Source organism: Peterkaempfera bronchialis, assembly GCF_003258605.2.
GTDB classification, from domain to species: domain Bacteria; phylum Actinomycetota; class Actinomycetes; order Streptomycetales; family Streptomycetaceae; genus Peterkaempfera; species Peterkaempfera bronchialis.
Window position 1 is genome coordinate 5,372,449 of the sequence record NZ_CP031264.1, and the last position, 26,508, is coordinate 5,398,956.

At 74.4% G+C, this 26,508-nt stretch carries 21 protein-coding genes; 8 read left to right on the forward strand and 13 right to left on the reverse strand.

Features of this window, described 5'->3' with window-relative positions; translation table 11 throughout:
• Window positions 1-12: 12 nt before the first annotated feature.
• The 8 genes from C7M71_RS23760 to C7M71_RS23795 all read right to left on the reverse strand — a co-directional run bounded on the left by C7M71_RS23760 (window position 13) and on the right by C7M71_RS23795 (window position 8,684).
• Window positions 13-1,101 (reverse strand): ABC transporter ATP-binding protein, encoded by a 1,089-nt coding sequence (locus tag C7M71_RS23760; protein ID WP_111492489.1) that lies wholly within the window; start codon window positions 1,099-1,101, stop codon window positions 13-15.
• A complete protein-coding gene (locus C7M71_RS23765) occupies window positions 1,098-2,045 on the reverse strand; it encodes an ABC transporter permease (protein ID WP_111492488.1) in 948 nt (315 codons plus the stop codon). The genes C7M71_RS23760 and C7M71_RS23765 overlap by 4 nt, the downstream gene beginning before the upstream one ends.
• Window positions 2,033-2,893, reverse strand: a complete 861-nt coding sequence (locus C7M71_RS23770) for an ABC transporter permease (RefSeq protein WP_111492487.1) — start codon at window positions 2,891-2,893, stop codon at window positions 2,033-2,035. The genes C7M71_RS23765 and C7M71_RS23770 overlap by 13 nt, the downstream gene beginning before the upstream one ends.
• A gap of 8 nt (window positions 2,894-2,901) precedes the next feature.
• Window positions 2,902-4,059 carry an ABC transporter substrate-binding protein gene (locus C7M71_RS23775; RefSeq protein ID WP_111492486.1) on the reverse strand — a complete coding sequence of 386 codons (1,158 nt, stop codon included), beginning with the start codon at window positions 4,057-4,059 and terminating at the stop codon, window positions 2,902-2,904.
• A gap of 234 nt (window positions 4,060-4,293) precedes the next feature.
• Window positions 4,294-5,343, reverse strand: a complete 1,050-nt coding sequence (locus tag C7M71_RS23780; RefSeq protein WP_111492485.1) for a LacI family DNA-binding transcriptional regulator — start codon at window positions 5,341-5,343, stop codon at window positions 4,294-4,296.
• A 24-nt stretch (window positions 5,344-5,367) separates the two neighbouring features.
• A complete protein-coding gene (locus tag C7M71_RS23785) occupies window positions 5,368-6,270 on the reverse strand; it encodes a carbohydrate ABC transporter permease (protein WP_111492484.1) in 903 nt (300 codons plus the stop codon).
• Entirely contained in the window at window positions 6,267-7,205 is a 939-nt protein-coding gene (locus C7M71_RS23790) for a carbohydrate ABC transporter permease (RefSeq protein ID WP_111492496.1), read from the reverse strand. The genes C7M71_RS23785 and C7M71_RS23790 overlap by 4 nt, the downstream gene beginning before the upstream one ends.
• A gap of 159 nt (window positions 7,206-7,364) precedes the next feature.
• Window positions 7,365-8,684 (reverse strand): ABC transporter substrate-binding protein, encoded by a 1,320-nt coding sequence (locus C7M71_RS23795; RefSeq protein ID WP_111493777.1) that lies wholly within the window; start codon window positions 8,682-8,684, stop codon window positions 7,365-7,367.
• 128 nt (window positions 8,685-8,812) lie between these two features.
• Here C7M71_RS23795 and C7M71_RS23800 point away from each other — a divergent pair, with 128 nt between their 5' ends.
• Both C7M71_RS23800 and C7M71_RS23805 read left to right on the forward strand, forming a co-directional pair.
• The gene (locus tag C7M71_RS23800) at window positions 8,813-10,834 is read left to right on the forward strand and encodes a beta-galactosidase (protein ID WP_111493779.1); all 2,022 of its coding nucleotides are present in this window, start codon (window positions 8,813-8,815) and stop codon (window positions 10,832-10,834) included.
• 110 nt (window positions 10,835-10,944) lie between these two features.
• Complete coding sequence (locus tag C7M71_RS23805) at window positions 10,945-11,700, forward strand: metallophosphoesterase family protein (protein WP_111493781.1); 756 nt, start codon at window positions 10,945-10,947, stop codon at window positions 11,698-11,700.
• A 351-nt stretch (window positions 11,701-12,051) separates the two neighbouring features.
• On the opposite strand, the gene C7M71_RS23810 is transcribed toward C7M71_RS23805, so the two are convergent.
• Entirely contained in the window at window positions 12,052-13,197 is a 1,146-nt protein-coding gene (locus C7M71_RS23810; protein WP_229758877.1) for a pyridoxal-phosphate-dependent aminotransferase family protein, read from the reverse strand.
• A gap of 515 nt (window positions 13,198-13,712) precedes the next feature.
• On the opposite strand from C7M71_RS23810, the gene C7M71_RS23815 reads away from it, so the two are divergent.
• The 4 genes from C7M71_RS23815 to C7M71_RS23835 all read left to right on the forward strand — a co-directional run bounded on the left by C7M71_RS23815 (window position 13,713) and on the right by C7M71_RS23835 (window position 18,443).
• Window positions 13,713-15,041 (forward strand): SGNH/GDSL hydrolase family protein, encoded by a 1,329-nt coding sequence (locus tag C7M71_RS23815; protein ID WP_111493785.1) that lies wholly within the window; start codon window positions 13,713-13,715, stop codon window positions 15,039-15,041.
• Between the two features lie 230 nt (window positions 15,042-15,271).
• Window positions 15,272-16,360: an amidohydrolase family protein gene (locus C7M71_RS23825; RefSeq protein WP_111493247.1), complete on the forward strand. Its 1,089-nt coding sequence runs from the start codon at window positions 15,272-15,274 to the stop codon at window positions 16,358-16,360.
• Window positions 16,361-16,412: 52 nt separating this feature from the next.
• Window positions 16,413-17,090, forward strand: a complete 678-nt coding sequence (locus tag C7M71_RS23830; protein ID WP_111493245.1) for a uracil-DNA glycosylase — start codon at window positions 16,413-16,415, stop codon at window positions 17,088-17,090.
• A 150-nt stretch (window positions 17,091-17,240) separates the two neighbouring features.
• Window positions 17,241-18,443: an SCO1860 family LAETG-anchored protein gene (locus C7M71_RS23835; protein ID WP_111493242.1), complete on the forward strand. Its 1,203-nt coding sequence runs from the start codon at window positions 17,241-17,243 to the stop codon at window positions 18,441-18,443.
• A 74-nt stretch (window positions 18,444-18,517) separates the two neighbouring features.
• Here C7M71_RS23835 and C7M71_RS23840 read toward each other — a convergent pair whose 3' ends face one another.
• Complete coding sequence (locus C7M71_RS23840) at window positions 18,518-20,119, reverse strand: MFS transporter (RefSeq protein WP_229758878.1); 1,602 nt, start codon at window positions 20,117-20,119, stop codon at window positions 18,518-18,520.
• 205 nt (window positions 20,120-20,324) lie between these two features.
• On the opposite strand from C7M71_RS23840, the gene C7M71_RS23845 reads away from it, so the two are divergent.
• Together C7M71_RS23845 and glnII are read left to right on the forward strand one after the other, a co-directional pair.
• Window positions 20,325-21,278: a TetR/AcrR family transcriptional regulator C-terminal domain-containing protein gene (locus C7M71_RS23845; protein WP_229758879.1), complete on the forward strand. Its 954-nt coding sequence runs from the start codon at window positions 20,325-20,327 to the stop codon at window positions 21,276-21,278.
• Between the two features lie 139 nt (window positions 21,279-21,417).
• Complete coding sequence (gene glnII, locus C7M71_RS23850) at window positions 21,418-22,437, forward strand: glutamine synthetase (protein ID WP_111493235.1); 1,020 nt, start codon at window positions 21,418-21,420, stop codon at window positions 22,435-22,437.
• 49 nt (window positions 22,438-22,486) lie between these two features.
• On the opposite strand, the gene cobC is transcribed toward glnII, so the two are convergent.
• The 3 genes from cobC to cobJ form a co-directional block, all read right to left on the reverse strand.
• The gene (cobC, locus tag C7M71_RS23855; protein ID WP_111493232.1) at window positions 22,487-23,548 is read right to left on the reverse strand and encodes an Rv2231c family pyridoxal phosphate-dependent protein CobC; all 1,062 of its coding nucleotides are present in this window, start codon (window positions 23,546-23,548) and stop codon (window positions 22,487-22,489) included.
• On the reverse strand, window positions 23,538-24,455 hold the full coding sequence (locus C7M71_RS23860) for a sirohydrochlorin chelatase (RefSeq protein WP_111493229.1): 918 nt from the start codon (window positions 24,453-24,455) through the stop codon (window positions 23,538-23,540). Before C7M71_RS23860 ends, cobC begins: the two co-directional genes overlap by 11 nt.
• A gap of 92 nt (window positions 24,456-24,547) precedes the next feature.
• Window positions 24,548-26,251, reverse strand: a complete 1,704-nt coding sequence (gene cobJ, locus C7M71_RS23865) for a precorrin-3B C(17)-methyltransferase (RefSeq protein WP_114914526.1) — start codon at window positions 26,249-26,251, stop codon at window positions 24,548-24,550.
• Window positions 26,252-26,508: the final 257 nt, after the last annotated feature.

The following is a 26,508-nucleotide window of genomic DNA, read 5'->3' on the forward strand; positions in this document are numbered from 1 at the left end:
GTCAGGCGGCCGTCAGACGGCGCGGCGGTCGACCAGGACCGGCCGGTCCGGCAGCGACACCGCCGCCGGGGAGCCGACCGGGAGGCCCGCCGCCGCCTCGGTGGGCAGGTCGGCCTTGACCTCGGTGGAGTCCGCCAGCCGTACGGTGACCCGGGTGACCGCGCCCAGGAAGGACGCCGCGACCACCCGGTCCGGGCCCGCCGGGTCGGCCGCGACCCGCACCGACTCCGGGCGGACCAGCGCCTCCAGCTCGCCGTCGGACGGCAGCGGGCCGTCCACCGGCAGGCGGCGGCCCAGCACCCGTACCTCGCCGCCGTCCGCCCGGACAGCCGGGATGCGGCTCATCGTCCCCACGAACTCGGCCACAAACGCGGTCGCCGGCCGGGCGTACAGCTCCGCCGGGGCCGCGCACTGCTCCAGCCGCCCGGCGCGCAGCACCGCCACCCGGTCCGCCGTGGAGAGCGCCTCCTCCTGGTCGTGCGTCACCAGCAGCGTGGTGATGCCCAACTCCTGCTGGAGCCGCCGGATCTCCTCCCGCAGGGTCAGCCGCACCTTGGCGTCCAGCGCCGACAGCGGCTCGTCCAGCAGCAGCACCCGGGGCCGCAGCGCCAGCGCGCGGGCCAGCGCGACCCGCTGCTGCTGGCCGCCGGACAGCTGGTGCGGATAGCGGTCGGCCAACTGCCCCAGGCCCACCAGCTCCAGCAGTTCGCCCGCCCGCGCCCGCCGCTCGGCCCGGCCGGTGCCGCGCATCCGCAGCCCGAAGGCGACATTGCCGGCGGCGGTCAGATGCGGGAAGAGGCTGTACGACTGGAAGACCATGCCCACGTCGCGGCGGTGCGCCGGTACGCCGGTCACATCCACCCCGTCGACCAGCACCTCGCCGCCGTCCGGCTGCTCGAACCCGGCGAGCATCCGCAGCGCGGTGGTCTTGCCGCAGCCCGACGGACCCAGCAGCGCCAGCAGCTCGCCCGGACGGACCGCCAGATCCAGGCCGTCCAGGGCCGTGGTGGCGCCGAAGACCCGGCGCAGCGCGCGGAACTCCACGGCGGCGCCGGCCGTCTCGCGGGCGGCGGCGGGGGGCTCGACGGCGGTGGCGGTCACGAGGTCTCCAGAGCGGTGGGGACGGCAGCCGCACCGGGGCGGCTGCGGCGGGAGGTACGGAAGGCGCGGCCGTGCCCGGCGGCGGCCAGGAGCAGCAGCAGCGCCCAGGTGAGCAGCAGGCTCAGCACCGAGACCGCCACCGACATCTGCGCCTGGCTGCCGCCGACGGCGACGATCCAGACGGCGAAGGGCCGGAAGCCGAGGATCGAGGCGACGGTGAACTCGCCGAGCACCAGCGCCAGGGTGAGGAAGGCGGTGTTCAGCAGCGCGCCGCGCAGATTGGGCAGCACCACCAGCAGCACCGCCCGCAGCCGTCCCGCCCCGCAGGAGCGGGCCGCCTCCACCAGGGTGGCGAGGTCCAGCGCGCGCAGCCCGGCGTCCAGCGTCCGGTACGCCAGCGGCAGCGCCATCAGCACATACGCCACCACCAGCACCACCGGGAAGGACGGGTCCTGGATCGCGGTGAAGGTGCGGAAGAACGGGGTGGCGGCCAGGTGGTCCGGCCCCCAGCGGAGCACCGAGACGATGCCCGCCGTCAGCGCCACCGAGGGCACCACCAGCGGCAGCGAGCAGACGATCTCCACCACCGCCCGCAGCCGGGGCGTGCCCAGCCGCACCGCGACCAGCGCCGGGACGAGCAGCAGCAGCACCACCGCGACGGTGGCGGCGGCCAGTTCCAGGGTGAGCCGCAGCGAGTCCAGGAAGCCGTCGGCGCCGACGATCCCCCGATAGGCGTCCACGGTGTAGCCCTGGCCGGGCACATCCACGGTGAAGAGGACCGAGAAGGCCAGCGGCCCCAGGAAGTACAGCGCCGCCACCAGGGCGACCACGCCCCGCCACACCCGCACCTTCGGCCGCCGACGGCGGGGGCGCCGGGCGGTGGACGTGGCGGTGGACGCGGCGGTGGGGGTGGACGTGGCGGTGGGGCCGGTCAGCGCAGCCATCGGGCGCTCCTCCGCTGCAAGGGGATGTACAGGGCCATCACCGCACCGGCGACCACGATCATGTCCAGGCTGAGCGCCAGCGCCACATTGCCCTGGCCCACCAGCACATTGCCGGAGAGCGCATCCGCGATCTGGAGGGTGATCAGCGGCACCGAGCTGCCCACCATGGCGGCGGCGGTGGCATAGGCGGCGAAGGCGCTGCCGAAGAGCAGCACGGCGCCGCCCAGCAGCGACGGGGCCAGGATCGGCAGCCCGACATGCAGCCAGTACTGCCAGGCCGTGGCGCCGCTGTTGCGCGCCGCCTCCCGCCACTGGGCCCGCAGGCCGTCCAGCGCCGGGGTGACGGTCAGCACCATCAGCGGGACCAGGAAGTACAGGTACACCAGCGTCAGGCCGGAGAAGGTGTAGAGGCTCCAGCCGTGGTCGGTCAGGGAGAGCCGGCGGGTCAGCTCGCCCGCGTTGCCCAGGGTCGCCACAAAGGCGAACGCCAGCGGTACGCCGCCGAAGTTGGCCAGCACACCCGAGGCGGACAGCACCGCCTCGCGCAGCGCCCGGAAGCGGGAGGTGGCCACGGCGTGCGCGAGCGGCAGCCCCAGGACCACGCCCAGCAGGGCGGTGAGCGCGGAGAGCTTGACGCTTCCCAGCAGCGCGGTGAGATAGGCGCCGTGCATCGACAGGGAGACGTTCTCCGTGGTCCACAGCGACCCGCCGGGCGCGTCACCGGAGGTGGTGAACGCGCCGGCGGCGATGGCGAAGGCGGGCAGCCCGAAGGCGACGGCGGTGAAGAGCAGCAGCGGCAGTACGGCGAGCCAGCCGGTGCTCCGCCGGCGCCGGGGAGCCGTGGGCATCGGCGTGGTCACCCGGCGACGGCCTTGGACCAGCCCTCGGTGACGACCTTCTTGGCCGCGTCCACCTGGGCCTGGGACGGGAAGGTGAAGCTCCCCGAGACCGCCGGCAGCTTGGCGGCGGCGGCCGGGTCCAGCGTGCCGTCCTGCTTCAGCGCGTCCATCAGGACCGGCCGGGCGTAGCCCTTGAGGAACAGGTTCTGGCCCTCGGCGCTGTACAGGTACTCCTCCCACAGCCGGGCGGCGGCCGGGTGCGGCGCCCACTTGTTGACGGCCTGGCTGTAGTACTGCGCGAACAGGCCGTCGGTGGGCACGCTCACCTGCCAGTCCACGCCCTTGGACCGGAACTCGTCCGCATAGCCCGCGTTGAGGTAGTCCCAGTCGATGCTGATCGGGGTCTCGCCCTTCTCGACCGTCGCCGGGGTGGACTCCACCGGGTTGTAGTTGCCGTTCCTCTTCAGCTTGGCGAAGAACTCCAGGCCCGGCTGGATGTCGTCCAGCGAACCGCCGTTGGCCAGCGCCGCCGCGAACACCCCGCCGAAGGCGGAGCCCGCCTTGGTCGGGTTGCCGTTCAGCGCCACCTGGCCCTTGTACTCGGGCTTCAGCAGATCGGCGAAGGTCGCCGGGCACTGCTTGATCCGCTTGGCGTCGCAGCCGATGGAGACATAGCCGCCGTAGTCGTTGAAGTGCAGGCCCCCGGCGTCCTTCTGGCCGTCCGGGATCCGGTCGAACGCGGCCACCTTGTACGGCGCCAGCAGGCCCTGCTGCGCGGCGGACAGCGCGAAGGCGCCGCCCAGGTCGACCACGTCGGGCGCGCGGTCCTGGCCCTTGCGGGAGGTGATGGCGTTGATCTCGTCCTGGCTGGAGCCGTCGGGGTTCTCCTCCTCGACGGTCAGGCCGTACTTCGCCTTGAAGCCGTCGATGACGGCGCCGTAGTTGGCCCAGTCCCGGGGGAGGGCGACGACATGCAGCTTGCCCTCCTTCTTGGCGGCGGCGACCAGCGCCTCCATGCCGCCGAGGTCGGCGGCGGAGACGGCCGAGGCTGCGGCCTTGCCGTCGGTGGCCGCGCCGGTGGCGGTGCTGGGGGCGGAACCGCAGGCGGAGAGGGCGAGCGCGGCGGCGGCGAGGCCGCCGGCCAGTGCGGCGGCGCGGGCGCGGGGGACTGTCACGGGTCTGCTCCTGGGAGGGCTGTACGCGGGGCTGCGCCGGGGGGTCGGCTGGACAGCTCGGCCCCAGTACGCCCCAGCCGTATGGCCGCAAGGTGAACGCCCCGACGCCCCCGGGAGACCGCAGCGGGAACGTCGCCGCCCCCGCCGCACCCGCCCGGTTGGACCCGCCACCCCCGAACGCCGCCCCGAGCCGGACAGGCCGGGCGGACGGGCCGAGCGGACGAGCGGCCCGGGTCAGGCGGACTGCCGGACGACCAGTTCGGTGGGCAGGATCACCATGGCCGGGTCCTCGCCCGCGATGCGGGAGAGCAGCAGGCGGACCATCTCGTCGCTGATGCGGTCCCAGGGCTGGCGGACGGTGGTGAGCGGGGGGCGGGTGGAGGCGGCGATGGGGGAGTCGTCGAAGCCGCCGACCGCGATGTCCTCGGGGACACGGCGGGCGGCCCGTTCCAGGGCGGTGAGGGCGCCGTCGGCCATCAGGTCGGAGGCGACGAAGACGGCGTCCAGGTCGGGGGCCCGGTCCAGCAGGCGGCCGGCGGCGGCCTCGCCGCCGGCCCGGGTGTAGTCGCCCTCGGCGACCAGCCGCTCGTCGTACGGCAGGCCGAGTTCGGCGAGGGTCTCGCGGTACCCGGCGAGCCGTTCGACGCCGCCGGGGGTGTCCTGCGGACCGGTGACGGTGGCGATCCGGCGGCGGCCGATCCGGTGGAGGTGGCGGACCATCTCGCGGGCGCCCTCCCGGTCGTCGGCGGCGACATAGGCGACATGGGTGCGCTGGCCCAGCGGTTTGCCGCAGGCGACCACCGGGACCTGGGCCTGGGTCAGCCGCTCCACCACCGGGTTGCCGGAGTGGGAGGAGACCAGCAGCACGCCGCCCACGTGCCCGGCGGCGATATAGCGGGTGATGCGGCGCCGTTCGGGCTCATTGCCCGCGATCATCAGCAGCAGCGGGATGTCGTGCTCGGCCAGCGCCCGGGTGCAGCCGCGCAGCAGCACATTGAAGTTGGGGTCCTCGAAGAACAGCTCCTGCGGCTCGGTCAGCAGGAAGGCCACCGAGTCGGAGCGCTGCATCACCAGGGAGCGGGCGTGCCGGTTGACCACGTACCCGGTGCGCCGGATGGCGGCGTTGACCGCCTCCAGCGCGGCCGGGGAGACATTGTGGCCGCCCTGGAGGACCCGGGAGACGGTGCCGCGCGAGACGCCGGCCTCGCGGGCGACGTCATGGATGGTCGGCGGCCGGTGGGCGCGGCCTGTGGACGGCCGGCCTCGGGGCGCGGGTTCCGTCATGGTGGATGGGCTCCTCTCTGCCGCTCAGGACTTTACGGCTCCGGAGAGCAGGTCGAGGCGCCAGTAGCGCTGGAGGCACAGGAAGAGCGCGATCAGCGGCACGATGGAGAGCAGTGCGCCGGTGATCACCAGGGTGTAGAGGGCGGGGGCGCTGGCGCCCTGCTGGAGCAGGGTGTACAGGCCGACGGTGACCGGGAACTTCCGGTCGTCGCCCAGCATGATGAAGGGCAGCAGGAAGTTGTTCCAGATGGCCACGAACTGGAACAGGAAGACCGTCACCAGGCCCGGCGCCATCATCGGCAGCGCCACCGAGCGGAAGGTGCGCCACTCACGGGCGCCGTCCACCCGGGCCGCCTCCAGCACGTCCTCGGGGATGGCCGCCGCAGCGTAGACGCGGGCGAGGTAGATGCCGTAGGGGCTGAGGATGCTCGGCAGCAGCACGGAGAGGTAGCTGTCGGCGAGCCCGACCTTGGCGAGCAGCAGGTACTGGGGCACGGCCAGGATGATCGGCGGCATCAGCACCCCGGCCAGCAGGATGTTGAAGAGCGCGGTGCGGCCGCGGAAGCGGTAGGTGGCCAGTGCGTACCCGGCGGTGCCGGAGACCGCGGCGGAGAGCAGCGCGCCCAGGCCCGCGTAGAGGGCGGAGTTGGCCATCCAGCGCCAGTAGACGCCGCCTCGGTAGGCGGTGAGGTCGCCGAGGTTGCCGGCCAGGCCGCTGCCGGGCAGCAGGGTGAAGGTGGAGAAGAGTTCCCGGCCGCTCTTGGTGGCGGCGATCAGTACCCAGAGCACGGGCAGCAGGCAGTATCCGGCGCCGAGCAGCAGCACGGCGGTGGGGAGCCGGCCGCCGCCGCGGCGCCGGCCGGGTCCGGCCGGACCGGCGAGGGCCGGGGTGCGCAGCGGCGGGCGGGCCGTGTCGAGGGTGCTCATCGCCTGCCTCCGGGGATACGGGAGTTGATCAGTTTCAGGAAGCCGAAGGAGAGCAGCAGGGTGGCGGCGGCGATCACCACGGAGGTGGCCGAGGCGGAGTGGATGTCGCCCTGGGTGAAGGCGTCGCGGTAGACCTTCATCAGCGGGCTCCAGGTGGAGCTGAGCGCATTGGTCAGCGGTTTGAGGGTGGTGGGTTCGCTGAAGACCTGGAGGGTGGCGATGATCGAGAAGAAGAAGGTGAGCACCAGCGACGGCGCCACCATCGGGATCTTGATCCGCAGCGCGATCTGCAGCTCCGAGCAGCCGTCCAGCCGGGCCGCCTCGTACAGCTCGCTGGGGATGGCGCGCAGCGAGGTGTAGATCACGATCATGTTGAAGCCGGTGCCGCCCCAGACAGCGATGTTGGCCAGCGCCACATAGAGCCCGCCGCCGGAGAGCAGGTCGGGCCCGGCCGTGCCGACCTGGTCGAGCAGGAAGTAGCCGGGGCTGACGGTGGGCAGGTAGAGGAAGCCCCAGAGCAGGGAGGCGATCACGCCGGGCACCGCGTACGGCAGGAAGATCGCCAGCCGGGAGAAGGAGCGGAGCCGGGCGCGGTCGGTGTCCAGCAGCAGGGCGAAGAGCAGGGCCAGGCCCAGCATGGTGGGGACGACCAGCAGGCCGTAGCCGAGCACCCGGCCGGCTCCGGCCAGCAGTTCGGGGTCGGAGAGGGCGGCGGTGTAGTTGGAGAAGCCGGTCCATGCCTCCTGGCGGGCGCCGCTGCCCAGGCCCAGGCCCCGGATGTGGACGGTGCGGAAGCTCAGATAGACGGCGTAGCCGATGGGCAGGGCGAAGAAGAGCGCGAAGAGGACGGTGGCGGGCCCCAGGAAGGCGTACGGCGCCAGCCGCGCGGCGGTGCTCTTCCTGCGGGGCCTCCGGGTCGGGGTCGCCGTGGCCATGGCGGTCCTCGATTCGTGGTGGCGGAGGGTGGCGGGGGTGGGGGAGGAACCTGGGGGAGGAACCTGGGGGAGGGGCCGGTCCGGGCGAGGGGCATCCGGACCGGCTCGGGTGCGGCGTGCGGCGTGCGGCGGGGCGGGGCGGGGCGGGACGGGTGGGGGTCAGCCCTCGGTGGAGAAGCCCTGCTTCTTCATATCGGCGAGGGTGGCCTGCTGGACGGCGGTCAGAGCCGGGGTGAAGGCGCTGCGGTCCTGGGCGGCCTTGCCGAAGGAGTCCTTGAAGGCGCTGTAGGCCACATTGACGTTGGGACCCCAGGCGGCGGGGGCGGTGTGCGCGGCGATCTCGGCGGCCCGGGTGTAGAAGTCGGGCTGGTTCGGGAAGAAGTCCGGGGCCTTGGCGAGGGCGCCGCCGCTCTGCGCGGAGGTGGCGGCGGGGTAGATGCCGGCCTGCTCGACCAGGGCCTGTACGGCGGCGGGGTCGGTGTTCAGCCAGGCGGCGAAGGTCGCGGCGGCGTCGGCGTGCTTGGAGTTCCTGGTGACGCCGGTGGCGGAGCCGCCCCAACTCCCGGTGGTGGACTGGCCGGCGCTCCACTGCGGCAGCGGGGCCATGGCCCACTTGCCCTTGGTGTCCGGGGCGGCGGTGGTGAAGACGCCGGGGGCCCAGACGGCGCTCACCCAGGCGAGCTGGGTGCCGTCGTTGAGCGCCTTGTTCCAGGCCGGGGTGTACATCGGCTGGTTGTCGACGGCGTGCTCCTGCACCAGACCGGCCCAGAAGTCGGCGACCTTCCTGGTGGCGTCGTCGTCCAGGGAGACCTTCCAGGTGTCGCCGGAGGTGGTCCACCACTGGGCGCCGGCCTGCTGGGCGAGTCCGGCGAAGAGCCCGGGGTCGTTGCTGGAGAAGGTGGTGAGGTACTTCTTGGGGTCCTTCTTGTGCAGGGTGCGCGCGGTCTCGGCGAACTGGTCCCAGGTGGCGGGCACCTTGAGGCCGTATCTGCTGAAGAGGTCCTGGCGGTAGTAGAACATCAGCGGGCCGGTGTCCTCGGGGATCGCGTACACCGCGTCGGTGCCCAGGGTGACCTGCTGCCAGACGCCGTCCGCGAACTGGGACTTGACCGAGCCCTGCTGCTTGCCGATGTCGGCCAGCACGTCATTGCTGACCAGGGTGGGCAGCGCCTGGTACTCGACCTGGACCAGGTCGGGGGCGCCGCCGGCCTTGGCGGCGGTGATGGTCTTGGTGACCAGGTCGTCTCCGGACGCCTGCTTCTTGACGGTGACTCTGATGTCGGGGTGGTCCTTGTTCCAGAGGGCCGCGACCTTGTCCATATTGGGGGCCCAGGACCAGAAGGTGAGGTCCACCGGGCCTGGCTCGGCCTTGGTGCTCGACCCGTCACCGCCACCGCTGCTGCAAGCGGACAGGGCGAGGGCGGCGACTGCCGCCGCAGCGACCGGGACGGTGAGGCGGCGGTGCAGGGTGAAGCGCATGGATCCTCCCGCAGGGTTAGGCGTGCTGTGCACGTTCACAGTAGAGAAACGCCGCCGATCCTTGTCAATGGTTGTTTCCGTGAGGTTATCTATGTGCACGTTCACAGTCGCTGACCACAGGAGTGTCCATGACCCACCCGCTGACCGGCGAAGACCTGCTGGCGTTCGGCGGCGACTACAACCCCGAGCAGTGGCCCGAGGAGGTGTGGCACGAGGACGTCCGCCTGATGCGCGAGGCCGGGGTCACCATGGTCAGCGTCGGGATCTTCTCCTGGGCGCTGCTGGAGACCGAGCGCGGCCAGTACGACTTCGGCTGGCTCGACCGGCTGCTCGACCTGCTGCACGACCACGGCATCCGGGTCGACCTCGGCACCCCCACCGTCGTCCCGCCCGCCTGGTTCTACCGCGACCACCCCGAGGCGCTGCCCGTCACCCGCGAGGGCGTCCGGTACGAGTTCGGCAGCCGTGGCGCCGTCTGCCACAGCTCACCCGCCTACCGCGAGGCCGCCGCCGCCATCACCGAGCAGCTCGGCCGCCGCTACGGCAGCCACCCCGCCGTCGCCCTGTGGCACGTCCACAACGAGTACGGCGTGCCCGTCGCCGCCTGCTACTGCGAGACCTCCGCCGCCCACTTCCGGCGCTGGCTCCGCGACCGCCACCAGGACCTCGACACCCTCAACCGGGCCTGGGGCACCGCCTTCTGGGGCCAGCACTACACCCGCTGGGACGACATCCGCCCACCCCGCGCCACCCCCACCGCGGGCAACCCCGCCCAGCAGCTCGACTGGGCCCGCTTCACCAGCGACGCCCTGCTGGAGAACTTCCGCGCCGAGCGCGACCTGCTGCACCGCCTCTCCCCCGGCATCCCGGTCACCACCAACTTCATGACCGCCCTCTCCCAGTGCCGCTCCCTCGACTACTGGGCCTGGGGCCGCGAGGTCGACCTGGTCACCAACGACCACTACCTGGTCGCCGAGGCCGACCGGAACCACATCAACCTCGCGATGTCCGCCGACCTCACCCGCTCGGTCGCCGGCGGCGCCCCCTGGCTGCTGCTGGAGCACTCCACCGGCGCCGTCAACTGGCAGCCCCGCAACCTCGCCAAGCAGCCCGGCGAACTGGCCCGCAACAGCCTCGCCCATGTCGCCCGAGGCTCCGAGGGCGCCATGTTCTTCCAGTGGCGTGCCGCCCGGTACGGCGCCGAGAAGTTCCACTCCGCGATGGTCCCGCACGCCGGTACCGAGAGCCGCATCTGGCGTGAGGTCACCGCCCTGGGCGCCGACCTCGCCCGGCTCGCCCCGATCCGGGGCACCCGGGTGGTCCCCGACGCCGCCATGGTCTGGGACTGGCAGTCCTGGTGGGCCCAGGGCCTGGAGTGGCGCCCCAGCCAGGACCACGACGCCCGGGAACGCGCCGACGCCTGGTACACCGCCGCCTACGACCGCCACCTCACCCTGGACTTCGCCCACCCCGAGGCCGACGACCTGGCCCGCTACCCGCTGCTGCTGGTCCCCGCCCTCTACCTGGCCACCGAGGCGGCCGGCCGCAATCTGCGCCGCTATGTCGAGGACGGCGGCACCCTCGCCGTCTCCTACTTCTCCGGCATCGTCGACGAGCACGACACCATCCACCCCGGCCCGCACCCCGGCGCGCTGCGGGATGTCCTCGGCCTGACCGTGGAGGAGTTCCTGCCGCTGCGCGCCGGGCAGCGGGTGCGGCTGAGCGACGGCGGCGGCCGGGAGCTGACCGGGGACGTCTGGTCCGAGACCGTCGTCCCGCGCGGCGCCGAGACCGTCTTCCGCTACCAGGACGGCCCCGCCGCCGGACTGCCCGCCGTCACCCGCCACTCGCTGGGCGCCGGCACCGCCTGGTACGTCTCCACCCGGCTGACCGGCGACCAACTCGCCCCCGTCCTCGACCTCGCCTGCGCCGACGCCGGACTGCCCCCGGGCTCCGGGCTGCCGCGTGATGTGGAGGTGGTGCGGCGTCAGGGCGCCCACGGCAGCTACCTCTTCGCCATCAACCACACCGCCGCCGACGCCAAGGTCCCGCTGGACCGGCCGGGCACCGAACTCCTCACCGGCGAGCCCGCCACCGGCCAACTCGCCGTCCCCGGCAACACCGTCCGCGTCGTCCACCTGCACGGCTGACCCCGCCGCCGCTCCCGTACGCGGCGCCCCGGCCCGCCCGGGGCGCCGCCGGGTTGCGCGGGCAGCGAACGCCGCCCCGGCGCTGCTGGGCGCGGCACTAGGTTCGGCCCATGACGAATCGCGTTGCCGTCCTGTCCGACATCCATGGAGTCCTGCCCGCGCTGGAGGCGGTACTCGCGGAGCCCGACGTCCGGACCGCCGACCGGATCGTCCTGACCGGCGACCTCGCCGCCGGTCCGCTCCCCGTCGAGACCCTGGACCTGCTCGACTCGCTCGGCGACCGGGCCCTGTGGATCAACGGCAACGCGGACCGCGAGCTGATCCAGGGGACGCCGTCCGGATTCCCGATCAGCGACTGGGCCGCCGGACAGCTCCGCCCCGAGCAGGCCGACCGCCTCGCTGCGCTCCCCGCCACCGCCGAACTCGACATCGACGGGCTCGGCCGGGTCCTGTTCTGCCACGCCACCCCGCGCGACGACGAGGAGATCGTCCTGGTCGACTCCCGCGCCGACCGCTGGGCCGAGGTCCTCTCCACGGTCGACCGGGGCATCGGCACGGTCGTGTGCGGGCACACGCACATGCCGTACGCCCGGCTTGTGCACGGCCGCCTGGTCGTCAACCCCGGCAGCGTCGGCATGCCCTACGGCCGCCCCGGAGCCCACTGGGCGCTGCTCGGCCCCGGCGTCGAACTGCGCCGCACCGCCTACGACTACACGGCGGCCTGCACCCGGATCGCCTCCACCTCCGGCTTCCCGGACGCCGCCGACTGGGCCGACCTGTACATCCACGCCCGCGCCTCCGCCGAGGACGCCATCGCCGCCTTCGGCCCAGGCGACGGCCGCGACGCCCCGGGGTCGGCCGGCTGACCCGGTCGGCGACGACCGCTTCGGATGTGGGCTGTCGCCGCCGCTTTGGGCCTGGACGACGGTCGCGGCGGCCTCGGGGCGGGTGGGAGGTCGGCGGGGTCGCGGCCGTGCGGGTGGGCGTGTGCGTGGGCGCCACGGTGGTGACCGCTGCCGGGGTCGGTTGCGGTCGGGTCCACCCGGCCGTCGCTGTTGGCCCATCCGTCGGCGGGGCCGCCTCGGCGATGACGCCCTCGGAGCCTGACCGCTGCCGGGGTCGGTTGCGGTCGGGTCCGCCTGGGCCGTCGCCAGCACTACTCCGTTCCCCGACACCGTCCCTGACGCAAAGTCATGGAAGTGCCGGGGCAGCCTGGGTCAGTCCGTTGCGGGCGACTGCCAGGCCGCTTCGGCGGCGGAGGTGGCGGCGGTCGGGTCTGTGGGGAGGTCGAGGGTGGTGAGGGCGGCGGTGAGGGCGGCGAGGGAGGCCAGGACGGTGGTGCGGGAGGCGGCCCGGCCGTAGTGGTTGACCCGCAGCATCTCCTTGGCCAGGGCGCCGCCCGCAGCCTGCACCGGCACCGCCGGGTCACTGCGCAGCGCGGCGGCCACCACCTCGCGGGCGTCCACCCCGGCCGGGGCCCGCAGCGTGGTGGCCACCGGCGCGGCATCCCGGTCGCGTACGACGTAGCAGGAGAGCGACCCCAGGGCGCCGACCCCGGCCCGGGTGGCCGCGGCGGCGGCCCGGTGACGGGCGATCACCGCATCCAGGCCGTCCGCGTCGATGCGGTCCAGGCATGCCTCCAGGGCGAGCATCTCCAACTGGGCCGGGGCGTGCGGCAGTACGCTCCGCCCGGCGTCCGTCCAGCGCTCCTTCCAGTCCAGCAGCGAGAGGTAGGAGCGGCGCGGCGCCTGCGGGTTGGCGGTGATCGCCTCCCACGCCCGGTCGCTGACCGCGACGGCGGAGACGCCCGCCGGACCGCCCATCGCCTTCTGCCCGCCGATCACGCAGAGGTCGACCCCCCACGCGTCGGTGAGCAGCGGTTCCGCCGCCACCGACGCGACCGCGTCCAGCATCAGCAGTGCGCCGTGCTCCCGCACCACCGCGCCGATCTCCGCCACCGGGTTGGTGTTGCCGGTGGCCGCCTCCGCGTGCACCAGGCTGACGAACCCGATCTCCGGGTGTTCCCGCAGCGCCTCCGCGACCTGGGCCGCCGAGACCGCCGTGTGGAACGGCGCGGTCAGGTCCACCACCCGGGCCCCACAGGAGCGCAGCCAGCCGCCGAAGGTCTCGCCGTATGGGCCGGTGACCACATTGAGCGCGGTGCTGCCGGGGGGTACGGCGCCACGGATGCACGCCTCCAGCGGCAGCAGCGCCTCGCCCTGGGTGATCACCACGTCGTTGCCGGTGCGCAGCAGCCCGGCCACCCGGTCCTCGATCGCCGCGAAGCGCTGCGCGGTGAGCGGCGGCAGGTCGAGCAGCGGGTGCGGGGAACGGGGGTCGGCCGAGGGCTGGTTCGCGGTCACGTGGGGGGCCTTCCGGGTGCAGGGGCGGTGCCGACGTGGGGAGCGATGCGCGCCCCGCGCCGCTGACAGTCTGCCGGACGGCTCCACGCGCTGCCGACGGGGCGGCCGGCGGAGGGCGGGGTACGGGTGTTCGTCCTTGATCCGTATCCTGTATCCGGCCGCGACCGCCGGGGGCACCGCCGCAGAGTGCCCGTGGCGCGCGGGGGAGGCCGCCGCCCGGGCCCGTCGTATGGTCGCCCGGTCCGTCCAGGGGGGAACCATGTCCGCAGCCGTGTCGCGCCGCCGTGTCCCGAAGGTGACCGGAGGTGCAGCCGTCCCGCCCGCCGCCCGGCGGGTCGCCGCCGCGCCGGGAGCGTCGGCCCGAGGCCGCCGGCGGCCCTGAGCAGCCGAGCAGTTGAGCGGCGTGCCGCCCGCGACCAGGGGCGGAGCGCCCGTACCGATCCGTATCCTGATCCCGGCCGCCACGCGGAGTCACCGAGGCGGGCCGCCCCCCGGTCTGAACAGAGGTGGACAGCATGCCCGCATCCCTGCCGCGGCGACACGCGCTGAAGCTGTTCGGCGGCGCCGCAGCGCTGGGGACGACCATGCTGCTCGGCCGCTGCGCGGCGACCCGGGCGGACGCCGGTGACGGCGACGCCGACGGTGCCTCCGAGCCCGTCGGCATGCGCAGCACCGTCCAGGACGTGGTCACCGGGCCGCTGCGGGTCGGCGCCTGGGCGGCGGCGCCGGTGGCGGGTGACACCGGGCGGGCCTCGCTGGGCTTCACCGAGTGCACCCTGCGGCTGGTGGTGCGTGCCTCGGTGGGCGGCATCCGGCCCCGCATCCGGCTCTCCAATCTGCACGGCAAGGCCCCGCTGCTGGTCGAGTCGGCGTCGATCGGCGTACGGCTGCGGGGCGCCCAGGCGGCGGAGGGCACCCTGACCCAGGTGCTCTTCGACGGCGAGCGGCGGGCGGTGGTCCCGGCCGGGCAGGAGCTGTTCAGCGACCCGGTGTCGCCGGCCCGTCCGATCGCCGCCCGGGACGTCCTGCTGGTCAGCCTCTATCTGCCGGGCCCCACCGGGCCCGCCACCTGGCACCCCCGGTCGCAGGACGCGACCTGGATCGCCTCCGGCGACCGCACCTGGGACGGCGGCACCCTGCGCTTCACCAAGCGGGAGATCGGCTGGTACTACCTGACCGGCCTCGACCTGGTCTCGACCACGGCCGGTGGCACGGTGGTCTGCTTCGGCGACTCCATCACCGACGGCTCCTCCCCGGCGCTCACCCGCCCCGGCGGGCGCTGGCCGGACGCGCTGGCCGCCCGGATCGCCAAGGCCCGGCCGGACCGTCCGCTGGGCGTCGTCGACCTCGGCATCGCCAGCAACAGGCTGCTCACCGACAGGCAGGGCGAGGCCGGCCGCTCCGCCCTCACCCGCTTCCGGGGCGACGCCCTGACGCAGCCGGGGCTGACGGATGTGATCCTGCTGGAGGGGATCAACGACATCGGCTCACGCCGGGACGCCGACGGCCGGCCGCTGACCGCCGACGAGCTGATCTCCGGGTACCGCACACTGATCGGGCAGGCGCGGGCGGTGGGCGCGGCAGTGCACGGCGGCACCCTGACGCCGTTTCAGGGAGCCACCTACTACAGCGACTTCGGCGAGCAGATCCGGCAGCGGGTCAACCAGTGGATCCGGACCGGCGGCGCCTTCGACAGCGTGGTGGACTTCGAGCGGGCGGTCCGCGACCCGCGATACCCCGGCCGCTACCGGCCCGGCTACGACATCGGCGACCGCCTCCACCCCAGCGACACCGGCTACCGCGCCATGGCCGCCGCCGTCGACCTCGCCGCCCTCCGCGGCTGACCGGCCCCGTCCGCCGTCGGGCGGGTGGTGAGGTGGGGGTGGGGGCCGGGGTGCTCGGGGTGGTGAGGTGGGGGTGGGGGCCGGGGTGCTCGGGGTGGTGAGGTGGGGGTGGGGGCCGGGGTGCTCGGGGGTGGTGAGGTGGGGGTGGGGGCCGGGGTGCTCGGGGCTGGTGAAGTGGCGGTGGGGACCGGGCTGCCCGGGGGTGGCGGGGCGGCCGTAGGGTGCCTGGTATGGGAGAGCGCGCGGTGCTGCACATCAAGGGACGGGTGCTGGTCGGGCCGGAGGAGGTCCGGGACGAGCTGTGGGTGGTGGACGGCCGGGTCACCTTCGACCGTCCGGCGCTGGCCCGCGACATCAGGACGGTGGCGGGCTGGGCGCTCCCCGGCCTGGTGGACGCCCACTGCCATGTCGGCCTGGACGCGCACGGCGCGGTGGACGACGCCACCAGCGAGAAGCAGGCGCTGGCCGACCGCGACGCGGGCACCCTGCTGATCCGGGACGCGGGTTCGCCCGCCGACACCCGCTGGATCGACGACCGCGAGGACCTGCCGAAGATCGTGCGGGCCGGTCGGCACATCGCTCGCACCCGCCGCTACATCCGCAACTACGCCCATGAGATCGAGCCGGAGCAGCTGGCCGAGTACACCGCCCGGGAGGCCCGGCGCGGCGACGGCTGGGTGAAGCTGGTCGGCGACTGGATCGACCGCGACCGGGGCGACCTGGCGCCCTGCTGGCCGCGCGAGGCGCTGGAGGCGGCCATCGCAGCGGCGCACGCGGCGGGCGCCCGGGTCACCGCGCACTGCTTCGCCGAGGATTCGCTGCCGGACCTGGTGGCAGCCGGGATCGACTGCATCGAGCACGCCACCGGGCTCGCCGAGGAGCTGCTGCCGCTCTTCGCCGAGCGCGGCGTCGCCATCGTGCCCACGCTGGTGAACATCGCCACCTTCCCCGACCTGGCGGCGGGCGGCGAGGCGAAGTTCCCCGCCTGGGCCGCGCATCTGCGGCGGCTGCACGAGCGGCGGTACGCGACCGTGGCGGCTGCCTACGAGGCGGGCGTGCCGGTCTTCGTGGGCACCGATGCGGGCGGTTCGCTGCCGCATGGGCTGGTCGCCCAGGAGGTCGCCGAGCTGGTGCGGGCCGGGCTGCCCCCGGCGGCGGCGCTGTCGGCGGCCAGCTGGGGAGCGCGCGCCTGGCTGGGCCGCGACGGCCTGGAGGAGGGCGCTCCGGCGGACCTGGTGGTGTACGCGGAGGACCCGCGCGCCGACGTACGGGTGCTGGCCGATCCGCAGGTCGTGGTACTCCGCGGCCGGGTGATGTGAGGGCGGGGCCGCGGCTTTTTCCCCGGGGGCCTGGGCCGTTAGGGTGAGGGCCATGGCTCCACGTCCGCTGAGTGAGATTGTCGAGTCCGGCTGGGCGAAGGCCCTGGACCCGGTGGCCGGGCGGATCGCCGCCATGGGGGACTTCCTGCGGGCGGAGATCGCCGCCGGCCGGACCTACCTGCCGGCCGGCCCCGATGTGCTGCGCGCCTTCAAACAACCCTTCGACGAGGTCCGGGTGCTGATCGTCGGTCAGGACCCCTACCCGACGCCCGGTCATGCGGTGGGGCTGAGCTTCTCGGTGGCGCCGGAGGTCCGGCCGCTGCCGGGCAGCCTGCTGAACATCTACCAGGAGTACGGGCGCGACCTGGGCTTCCCGCCGCCGTCCAACGGTGACCTCACCCCGTGGACCCGGCAGGGCGTGCTGCTGCTCAACAGGGCGCTGACCACCGCCCCGCGCAAGCCGGCCGCGCACCGTGGCAAGGGCTGGGAGGAGGTCACCGACCAGGCCATCCGGGCGCTCGCGGCGCGCGGGGGGCCGCTGGTGGCGATCCTCTGGGGCCGGGACGCCCGCAATCTGCGGCCGCTGCTGGGGCCGGTACCGGCGATCGAGTCCGCCCACCCGAGCCCGATGTCGGCGGACCGGGGGTTCTTCGGTTCGCGGCCGTTCAGCCGGGCCAATGAGCTGCTGGTCCAGCAGGGCGCGGAGCCGGTGGACTGGCGGCTCCCGTGACGGGGTCGCACTCCTGGTAAACGTGGGGCTCTCTCACTCTTACGGGTGAACTGACGCTGTGTGTTAACGCGGTGACGGCCTGTTCGAGAGGATGGGGGCACCCCCGGCCGAGGAGTGATGCCTTCCGCCCGGCGGGGGATTCCATCCGCCATGTGGGGGTTCCTCTTGTCTTCCGTCTTCTCCGTCATACCTCGGTTCCGCCCCGGCGCGGTCGCCGTACTGGCTGCCGGGATGGCCGTCGCGGGCCTGCCCGCCACCGCCCACGCCACCGGGGACAGCGCCGCTGCGGGGCGGGCCTCCGCCGTCACCGCCGAGGTCCAGCTGCACGTCAGCCTGCTGAACAAGACCCTGGACGTCCCGGTGGACCTCTCGCTGGGCAGGGTCACCGCCCCCGGGCAGAGCGGCGGCACCATGCTCAGCGCCCGGGTCGACGGTGTCGACCGGGGCGCCCCGGTCACCCTGGTCAAGGCCGACGTCGGCAACTCCGACGCCACCGTGGACGCGCACGGCGCGCGGGCCTCGGTGAAGCTGGTCGGCGCCCGTGTCCATCTGCCCGGGCTGCCGTTCACCACCCTGCTCGCGCTGGACACGGTCAACGCCGAGGTCGGCTGCCCGGTGCACGGGCAGCCCACGGCCAAGGCCGAGGTGCTGGGCACCGTCAAGGTGCTCGGCCGTACGGTCAGCCTGTCGGCCGGCGGCCCCACCCGGGTGAAGGTGCCCGGGGTCGGCGAGGTGTCGGCCGAACTGTCCAAGCGGGCCGTCACCACCAGTACGGCGGCGGCCACCGCGCTGGAGCTCGATGTCACGGTCGATCCGCTGGCGCTGAATGTCGCCAAGGTCACCGGGCGGGTCGCGGTGGCCTCGGTGGACTGCGAGAAGCCCAGGTCGCACGGCGGCGGCGGTGACCCGACGCCGGGCGTCTCCGACTCGCCGGACCCGTCGCCGTCCGAGCCGCCGTCGGGGTCGACGGCGGGTACCTCGGCGGGTACCTCCTCGGGCACGTCGGCGGGTACCTCGGCGGGCACCTCCTCGGGGTCGTCGGCGGGTTCGTCCTCGGGCGCCTCGGCAGGGTCGTCGGGTGCGTCGGCGGGTACGTCCGGCTCGTCCGGTGGGTCGTCGCAGTCGCCCGCCCCGACCGGTAGCGCGTCCACGGCCGGGGCTACGGCCGGGGCTACAGCCGGGGGCTCCGCCGGAGGCGAGGTGACCGTTCCGCAGGCCACCGGGGCGGACCTGGCCGAGACCGGCAGCAGCGGCACCCCGCTGATGCTCGGCGGCGCCGCCGTGCTGGTCGGTGCGGGCGTCGCCGCGATGATCGCGGTGCGCCGCCGCAGGACCTCCCACTCCCGGTCCTGAGCACCGCCCGGCCCGCCGCCGTGGAGGGGACGGTGGCGGGCCGGGGCCCGTACGGGCACGGGCCGGTGGGCCCGTCAGGAGGAGGCCGGGGCGGACTCCGGGCTCACCGCAGGGAGCCCGGAGTCCGACGGCATCGGCGGGGTCGGTGCGGTCGGTGCGGTCGGCGCCCTGCGCAGCAGTACTGCGGCGAAGACCCCGGCCACCACCAGCAGCACGGCGGCGCCCAGCGCGGCGGCGTGCAGACCGGAGCAGAACGCCTCCCGGGCTCCATGCAGCACCGCAGCCCCGGTCCGCGCCGGAAGCCGATCGGCCGTCGCCGCAGCGCCGCCCAGGGTCTCCCGGACGGTGTGCAGCGTCCCCGGCGGAAGCCCCGCCGGCATCCGGTCCACCACATCCCGGCGGTAGACGGCGGCGCCGATGCTCCCCAGGACGGCCATGCCGAGCGCACCGCCGAACTCCTGACCCGTCTCCAGCAGTGCCGAGGCGGACCCGGCCCGCTCCGGCGGCACCGTACCCAGGAAGAGATCGCTGACCAGGGTCACCGCCGTGACGACGCCCACCGCTGCCACCCCGGCGCCGGTGAGCGCCACCCAGAGCGGGGTGTCCGGCCGGAGTACCGCCATCGTCATGTAGCCGGCGGCGGCCAGCAGAAACGCCGCGCAGATCAGCCTGGACCGGCTCGCCCGCCGGACCAGCACGGTGGCGGTCGGTGCGGCGACGCCCACCGCCGCCGAGGGGATCAGGCACCAGAGCGCACCCTCCAGCGGGTCCAGGCCGAGCACCGACTGGAGGTACTGCATCGAGAAGAGGGTGAAGCCGATCAAGGCGAACATGGCCACCGTGTTGACCGTGATCGCCCCGCTGAAGCCCCGGTTCCGGAAGAGCGACAGGTCGATCATCGGCTCCGGCCGGGTGCGCTGGCGGTGCAGGAAGACCGCGCCCACGGCCAGCCCGGCGGCGACCGCGACGGCGGGCAGCAGGCCGGGCCCGTCGGCGGCGAGCTGCTTGAGCCCCCAGACGGTGGGCAGTACCGCGCCCAGCGAGAGCGCCGAGCCCAGCAGGTCGAAGCGGCCCGCCGCCGGGTTGCGCGACTCCGGCAGCAGCAGCGGTCCCAGCACCAGCAGCATCACCATGAACGGGGTGTTGATCAGGAAGGCCGACCCCCACCAGAAGTGGTTCAGCAGGAACCCGCCGAGGACCGGCCCGAGCGAGATCCCCGCCGTCGTCCCCGCCGTCCAGATGCCCACGGCGGTGGAGCGCTGCTTCTCGTCGTGGAACATATTGCGGATCAGCGCCAGCGTGGACGGCATCAGCGTCGCCCCGCCGATGCCGAGCAGCGCACGGGCGGCGATCAGCGTCTCCGCGCCGGAGGAGTACGCGGCGACGACCGAGGCGCCGCCGAAGGCCGCGGCGCCGATGATCAGCAGCCGGCGGCGGCCGATCCGGTCGCCGAGCCACCCCATGGTGATCAGCAGACCGGCCAGCACAAAGCCGTAGATGTCGAGCATCCAGAGCTGCTCGGTGGAGCTCGGCCGCAGGTCCCGGCTGATGAACGGCACCGCGAAGTACAGCACCGACACATCCATCGAGACCAGCAGCAGCGGCAGCATCAGCACCCCCAGCCCGATCCACTCCCGGCGGCCCGCCCGGGGCGGGATGACTGTGTCGGCGTCCATGGGGAAGCCCCCTCCTGTGGTGTACGACGTACGGTTCGCTTGCTGTTGGACACCGTACGAACGGGCTCGCCAGTACGCCACTGAGCTGCTGTTTTCTGATTCCCTCCACTAGTGCACCCATGGAATGAAGGCCGAGGACGGGTGCATAATGAGGGCCCGGAGCCCGCTGGTGCACTAGTACGCATGGAGGTGAATGGAGGTGGCGGTGGCGCACTCCACTGCACAGCCCGACCCGCCCTACGCCCGGATCGTCGCGGAGATCCGGCGACGCATCGCCGACGGCGAGCTGCGGCAGGGCGAGCGGGTGCCGTCGACCCGGCAGATCACCCAGGAGTGGGGCGTGGCGATGGCCACCGCCAGCAAGGTGCTGGCCGCGCTGCGGCAGCAGGGCCTGGTGCGGGCCGTACCCGGGGTGGGCACCGTGGTGGTCGCCGCACCCGCGCCGCCGGCCTCGTGCAGGGAGCGGCCGGGCGGACCGGACCTCACCCGTGAGCGCATCGTGCGGGCGGCGGTCGAGTGCGCGGACGCGGAGGGACTGGCCGCGCTCTCCATGCGGCGGGTGGCGGCCGAGTTCGGGGTCGCCACCATGACGCTGTATCACTATGTGCCCGGCAAGGACGAGTTGGTGCTGCTGATGGCCGACGCCGCGCTGGGCGAGCAGCGCCTGCCGGACGTCCCGCCGCCGGGCTGGCGGGCCCGGCTGGAGCTGCTGGCCCGGTTGCAGTGGGCGGTCTACCGGAGCCACCCCTGGCTGGCCTCGGTGATCTCGATGACCCGGCCGCAGCCGCTGCTCAACGGCATCCCGCACACCGAATGGGCGCTGGCCGCGCTGGACGCGACCGGACTGCCCCCCGAGGACGTGCTGCATGCGGCGGTCAGCCTGATCGGCTATGTGCGGGGCACTGCGGTCAGCCTGGAGACCGAGGCGGAGGCCCGGCGGGACACCGGTCTGACCGACCAGGAGTGGCTGGAGCACGAGGAGCAGTCCTGGAACGAGACCATGGTCGCCGCCTTCCCCCGGCTGGCCCGGTTCACCACGGGCTCCGAGGTGGACCTGACCCTGGACTCGGTCTTCGAGTTCGGCCTGCGGCGGCAGCTGGACGGCCTGGCGGTCCTCATCGGGCAGCGGCGCGCGGGCAGGCAGCAGCCCCCGGCCTGACGGGTTCGTACGGGTTTCAGACAGGTTCACACGGTGTTCACAGAGGGGGAACAACCGGGAAACGGCGCCTTGCGAGGGTTCCCCTGCACCCCGCCCCACCTGGCACACCCCCGCCACCGCACCCGCGAGGAATCCGACAGTGAGTTACAAGGCCGAGTACATCTGGATCGACGGCACCGCGCCGACCGCCAAGCTGCGCTCCAAGACCAGGATCCTCGCCGACGGTGCGCCGCTGCCCGACTGGGGCTTCGACGGCTCCAGCACCAACCAGGCCCAGGGCCATGCCTCGGACCGGGTGCTCAAGCCGGTCTTCCGCTGCCCCGACCCGATCCGGGGCGGCGACCATCTGCTGGTGCTCTGCGAGGTGTACAATACCGACGGCACCCCGCATGAGTCCAACACCCGTGCCCTGCTCCGCCAGGTCGCCGAGCGGTTCGCCCCCCAGGAGCCGATCTTCGGCATCGAGCAGGAGTACACCTTCTTCGAGGGCAACCGCCCGCTCGGCTTCCCCGAGAACGGCTACCCCGCCCCGCAGGGCGGCTACTACTGCGGCGTCGGCGCCGACGAGATCTTCGGGCGCGAGATCGTCGAGAAGCACCTCGACAACTGCCTCGCCGCCGGCCTCGGCATCTCCGGGATCAACGCCGAGGTGATGCCCGGCCAGTGGGAGTTCCAGGTCGGCCCGCTCGCCCCGCTCGACGTCGCCGACCAGCTCTGGGTGGCCCGCTGGCTGCTCTACCGCACCGCCGAGGATTTCGGCGTCTCCGCCACCCTGGAGGCCAAGCCGGTCAAGGGCGACTGGAACGGCGCCGGCGCCCACACCAACTTCTCCACCCGGGCGATGCGCGAGGGCTACGACCCGATCATCACCGCCTGCGAGGCGCTCGGCGCCGACGGCAAGCCGCTGGAGCACGTCAAGCAGTACGGCTCCGGCATCGAGAGCCGCCTCACCGGTCTGCATGAGACCGCCCCCTGGGACGAGTACCGCTACGGCGTCTCCGACCGGGGCGCCTCGGTCCGCATCCCGTGGCAGGTCGAGGTCGAGAAGAAGGGCTACATCGAGGACCGGCGCCCCAACGCCAACGTCGACCCCTATGTGGTCACCCGCCTGATCGTCGACACCTGCTGCACCGCCCTGGAGCGGGCCGAGCAGATCTGACGCCCTCCGCGCCGACGCGGCCCGCGCGCCATCCCGATCCGGCCGACCGTCAGGCACCCTCCGCCAGCGCGGCGGTGAGGGCGGCGAGGAAGGCGTCGCTGGTGGCCGGGTCGCGGACGGCGATGCGCAGCCAGTCCGGGCCCAGGCCGGGGAAGGTGTCGCCGCGCCGGACCGCGAACCCGGCGGCGCGCAGCCGCTCCCGTACGGCGGCGGCGCCGGGCAGCCGGACCAGGACGAAGGAGGCGGCGGGTTCGCCGTGGACGGTGACGCCCGGGACGGCGGCGAGACCGGCCAGCAGATGGGCGCGGTGCTCGGCGGTGGTGCGGGCCGCCCGGTCGGCCTCGGCCAGGGCACCGGGCGTGCAGCACGCCTCAGCGGCGGCCAGGGCCGGGGTGGAGACCGGCCAGAGCGGCTGGCTGCGGGCGAGTTCGGCGGTCAGCGGCTCGGCGGCGAGCAGATAGCCGATCCGCAGCCCGGCCAGCCCCCAGGTCTTGGTGAGGCTGCGCAGTACCACCAGGCCCGGCAGGTCGCCCCGGGCGGCGAGGCTCCCGGCCTCGCCGGGGACGGTGTCGGCGAACGCCTCGTCCACCACCAGGGTGCGGCCCGGCCGGGCCAGGGCGGCGAGCGCGGCGGCCGGGTGCAGGACCGAGGTGGGGTTGGTCGGGTTGCCCACCACCACCAGGTCGGCGTCGTCCGGGACGGCGGCCGGGTCCAGCCGGAAGCCGTCCTCCGGCCGCAGCAGCACCCGCTCCACGGGGTGGCCCGCGTCCCGCAGCGCCGCCTCGGGCTCGGTGAACTGGGGGTGCACCACGACCGCGCGGCGCGGCCGCAGCGTACGGGCCAGCAGCACAAACGCCTCGGCGGCCCCCGAGGTCAGCAGCACCTCGCCGGGCGGCCTGCCGTGTCGGGCGGCGACCGCCGCGCAGGCGGCGCCGGAGTCCGGGTAGGCGGCCAGGTCGGCGAGGGTGGCGGCGAGCCGGTCGCGCAGCCAGCCGGGCGGCGTACCGGTGCGGACATTGACGGCCAGGTCGACCAGGCCGCCGTCCCGGACCTCGGCGTCGCCGTGGTGGCGCAGGTCCGGGTCGGTGGCTGACGCAGCGTCAGTGCGCATGGCTGTGGCCGTGGTTGTGGCCGTCGTGGTGATGGTGGTGGTGGCCCGGGTCGTCCGGGTGGTGGTGGGGGCGCTGCGGGGCGCCGACCTTGTCCTCGAAGCCGGGCATGGCGACCCGGTACATACAGGTGTCGCAGTTCATCCGCACGTCGCCCCGCAGTGCCTCCCGGTAGCGCTCCAGCACCAGGTCGGCCAGCTCCTCGGTGGCGCCCATCACCCCGGCCCGGCGCACCTCGACGTCCGGGTGGTCGGCGGCCCAGTCGGCGGCCTGCCGGTCGACGCGGTCCGGCAGGATGCCGGTGAAGAGGAAGTACGGCAGCACCACGATCCGGCGGGCGCCGAGCAGCCGGCAGCGCTCCAGCCCGGCCGGTACGTCGGGGTCGGCCAGCGAGACGAACGCGGTCTCCACCCCGGCCAGGCCACGGCCCTCCCAGAGCAGCCGGGCGGCCTTGTGGACCTCGGAGTTGGCGTCCGGGTCGGTGGAGCCGCGGCCCACCAGCAGCACGGTGGTCTCGGCGCGGTCGGCCGGGTCCAGCACCTCGTCCAGCCGCCGCTCCAGCACGGTCAGCAGCGCGGGGTGCGGGCCGAGCGGGCGGCCGTAGGCGTAGGAGGTGCCGGGGTGCCGCTCCTTCTCCCGGACCAGCGCCGCCGGTATGTCGCCCTTGGCGTGTCCGGCGGAGACCAGCACCAGCGGCACCGCCGCGAACCGGGTGGCTCCGGCCGCCACCAGCTCCGCCACGGCGTCCGCCAGCGGCGGCGGGGAGAGCTCGATGAAGCCGCCGCCGACCTGCACCCCGGGGAGCCGGTCGCGCAGACCGTCGACAAAGCTGCGGAACGCCTCGGCGCCGCCGTCGTCACGGGTGCCGTGTCCGACGAGGAGCAGCGCGGGCGGCTGGGGCGAGGTCACGTGGGGTCTCCGGGATGAGGGTGAGGGTGAGGGTGAGGGTGAGGGTGAGGGTGGGGGCGAGGGTGAGGGTGGGGGCGGGGACGCGGCGGGGGTCACTGCTGCCACCGGTAGCCGCGCGGGGTGACCATGCGGCCGGCGACCAGCCGGGTCGCGGTGTTGCCGACGGTGACCACGGTGGTCATGTCGACGGTGGTGGGGTCCAGTTCGGCGAGGGTGGTGACGGTGTGCCACTCGTCGGCGCGGGAGACGCCATGGGCGACCCCGACCGGGGTGCCCGGGGTGCGATGGGTGGCGAGGATGTCCAGCGCCTTGGGCAGTTGCCAGTCGCGGCCGCGGCTGCGCGGGTTGTAGAAGGTGACCACCAGGTCGGCCTCGGCGGCTGCCCGTACCCGGCGCTCGATCACCTCCCAGGGGGTGTGCAGGTCGGAGAGGGAGAGGGAGACATGGTCGTGGCCCAGCGGTGCGCCCAGCAGCGCGGCGGCGGCCAGCGCGGCGGTCACGCCGGGCACCCCCACCACGTCGATGTCGTCGCCGGCTTCGGCCAGCGCGGGCGACGCCATGGCGTACACCCCCGCGTCGCCGCTGCCGATCAGCGCCACCGCCAGGCCCTCCCGGGCGAGCCGCACGGCGCTGTGGGCCCGCTCCTCCTCCGCGCCCAGGCCGGACTCCTCGACCCGGGTGCCGGGGCGCAGCAGGTCGCGGATCTGGTCGACGTACTGGTCCAGGCCCACCACCACGGAGGCGCGGCGCAGTTCGGCGCGGGCGCGCGGGGTGAGCAGGTCCCGGGCGCCGGGTCCCAGGCCGACCAGGGCCAGTCGCCCGCGTACGGCGCGGCGGGCGACGGCGACGGTGCACATCGCGGCGCGGCCCTCGGGGGCCGACTTGCGCTTGGGGACGAGGAGTTCACCGCCGGGTGCGTCGGCCAGGGCGGCGGCCTCGGCGACGCTCGGGGTGCCGACGGCGGCCAGCGGCGCGGCGGACGGGTTGGGGACGGCGACGGTGGCCAACTCGTCGGCGGGGTGGGTCACCACGGGGACCCCGAGGCGGCGGGCGGCCTCCAGGATGCCGGGCTCGTCGGCCTTGGCGTCCACGGTGGAGAGCTGCGCCACGGAGGCGGCCGACAGCCCGGCGTCGGCCAGCGCCGCCTCGACCAGGCCCAGCACCTCGTCGGCGGGCACGTCGCGGCTGGCGCCGACGCCGACCACCAGCGAGGCGGGCCGCAGCGTGGCGGCGGGGGAACCGGACGGGGCTGCCGTACGGTCGCTGACCCGCAGCACCGGCGCGTCGGCGGGCGCGTCGGCGCGTACGCAGGGCGGCAGCGCGGGCAGCGGGTACGGCCGGTCGGCGTCCAGCCGTACCGGGGAGCCGTCCAGCACCGCCCGGGCGACGGCGGCGACCTCGCCCTCCACCGGCAGGCCCAGGGTGTCCAGGCCGGGGATGCCGGTCGCGTCGGTGGCGGTGGTGACCACCGGCTGCGCGCCCAGTACCTCGGCGACGTCGGCGGCCAGCGCATTGGCGCCGCCGCCGTGCCCGCCCAGCAGGGCGACCGCGAAGCGGCGTCCCTCGTCCACGCAGACCACGCCGGGGTCGGCGGCCTTGTCCACGAGCAGCGGGGCGACCAGGCGCACGGTGGCGCCGGTGGCGAGGAAGCACACCAGTTGCCCGCACTCGGCGAACGCCCGGCGCACCGCCTCCGCCACCGGGCCGTCGTACACGGCGGTGCGGCCGGGCCAGGCGGCGGCGAGCTCGGCTGCGGCACGGCGGCCGGCGGCGGTGGCGGCGATCAGGCCGATCACGGCTGGGTCCTCCTCGGGTGGGGGCGGTGCCCCGGTGGCTGCTGTCTCGGGGGCGGGGGCGGTCGGTGGGCGGGGTGCTCGGGTCCGGCCTGGGTGCGGGTGCGGGGTGGCAGTGGCCTGGGCCGGGGTGGGTGTGCGGGGGTGTGGTGGTGGGGCTGGTCCGGGTGCGCTGGCGTTGTGCGTTGGCGGGCGGGGTGTGGCGCGTGGGTGCCGGCGGCCGGGGTTGGGATGTGCGGTCGGTGGGCGGGGTGCTCCGG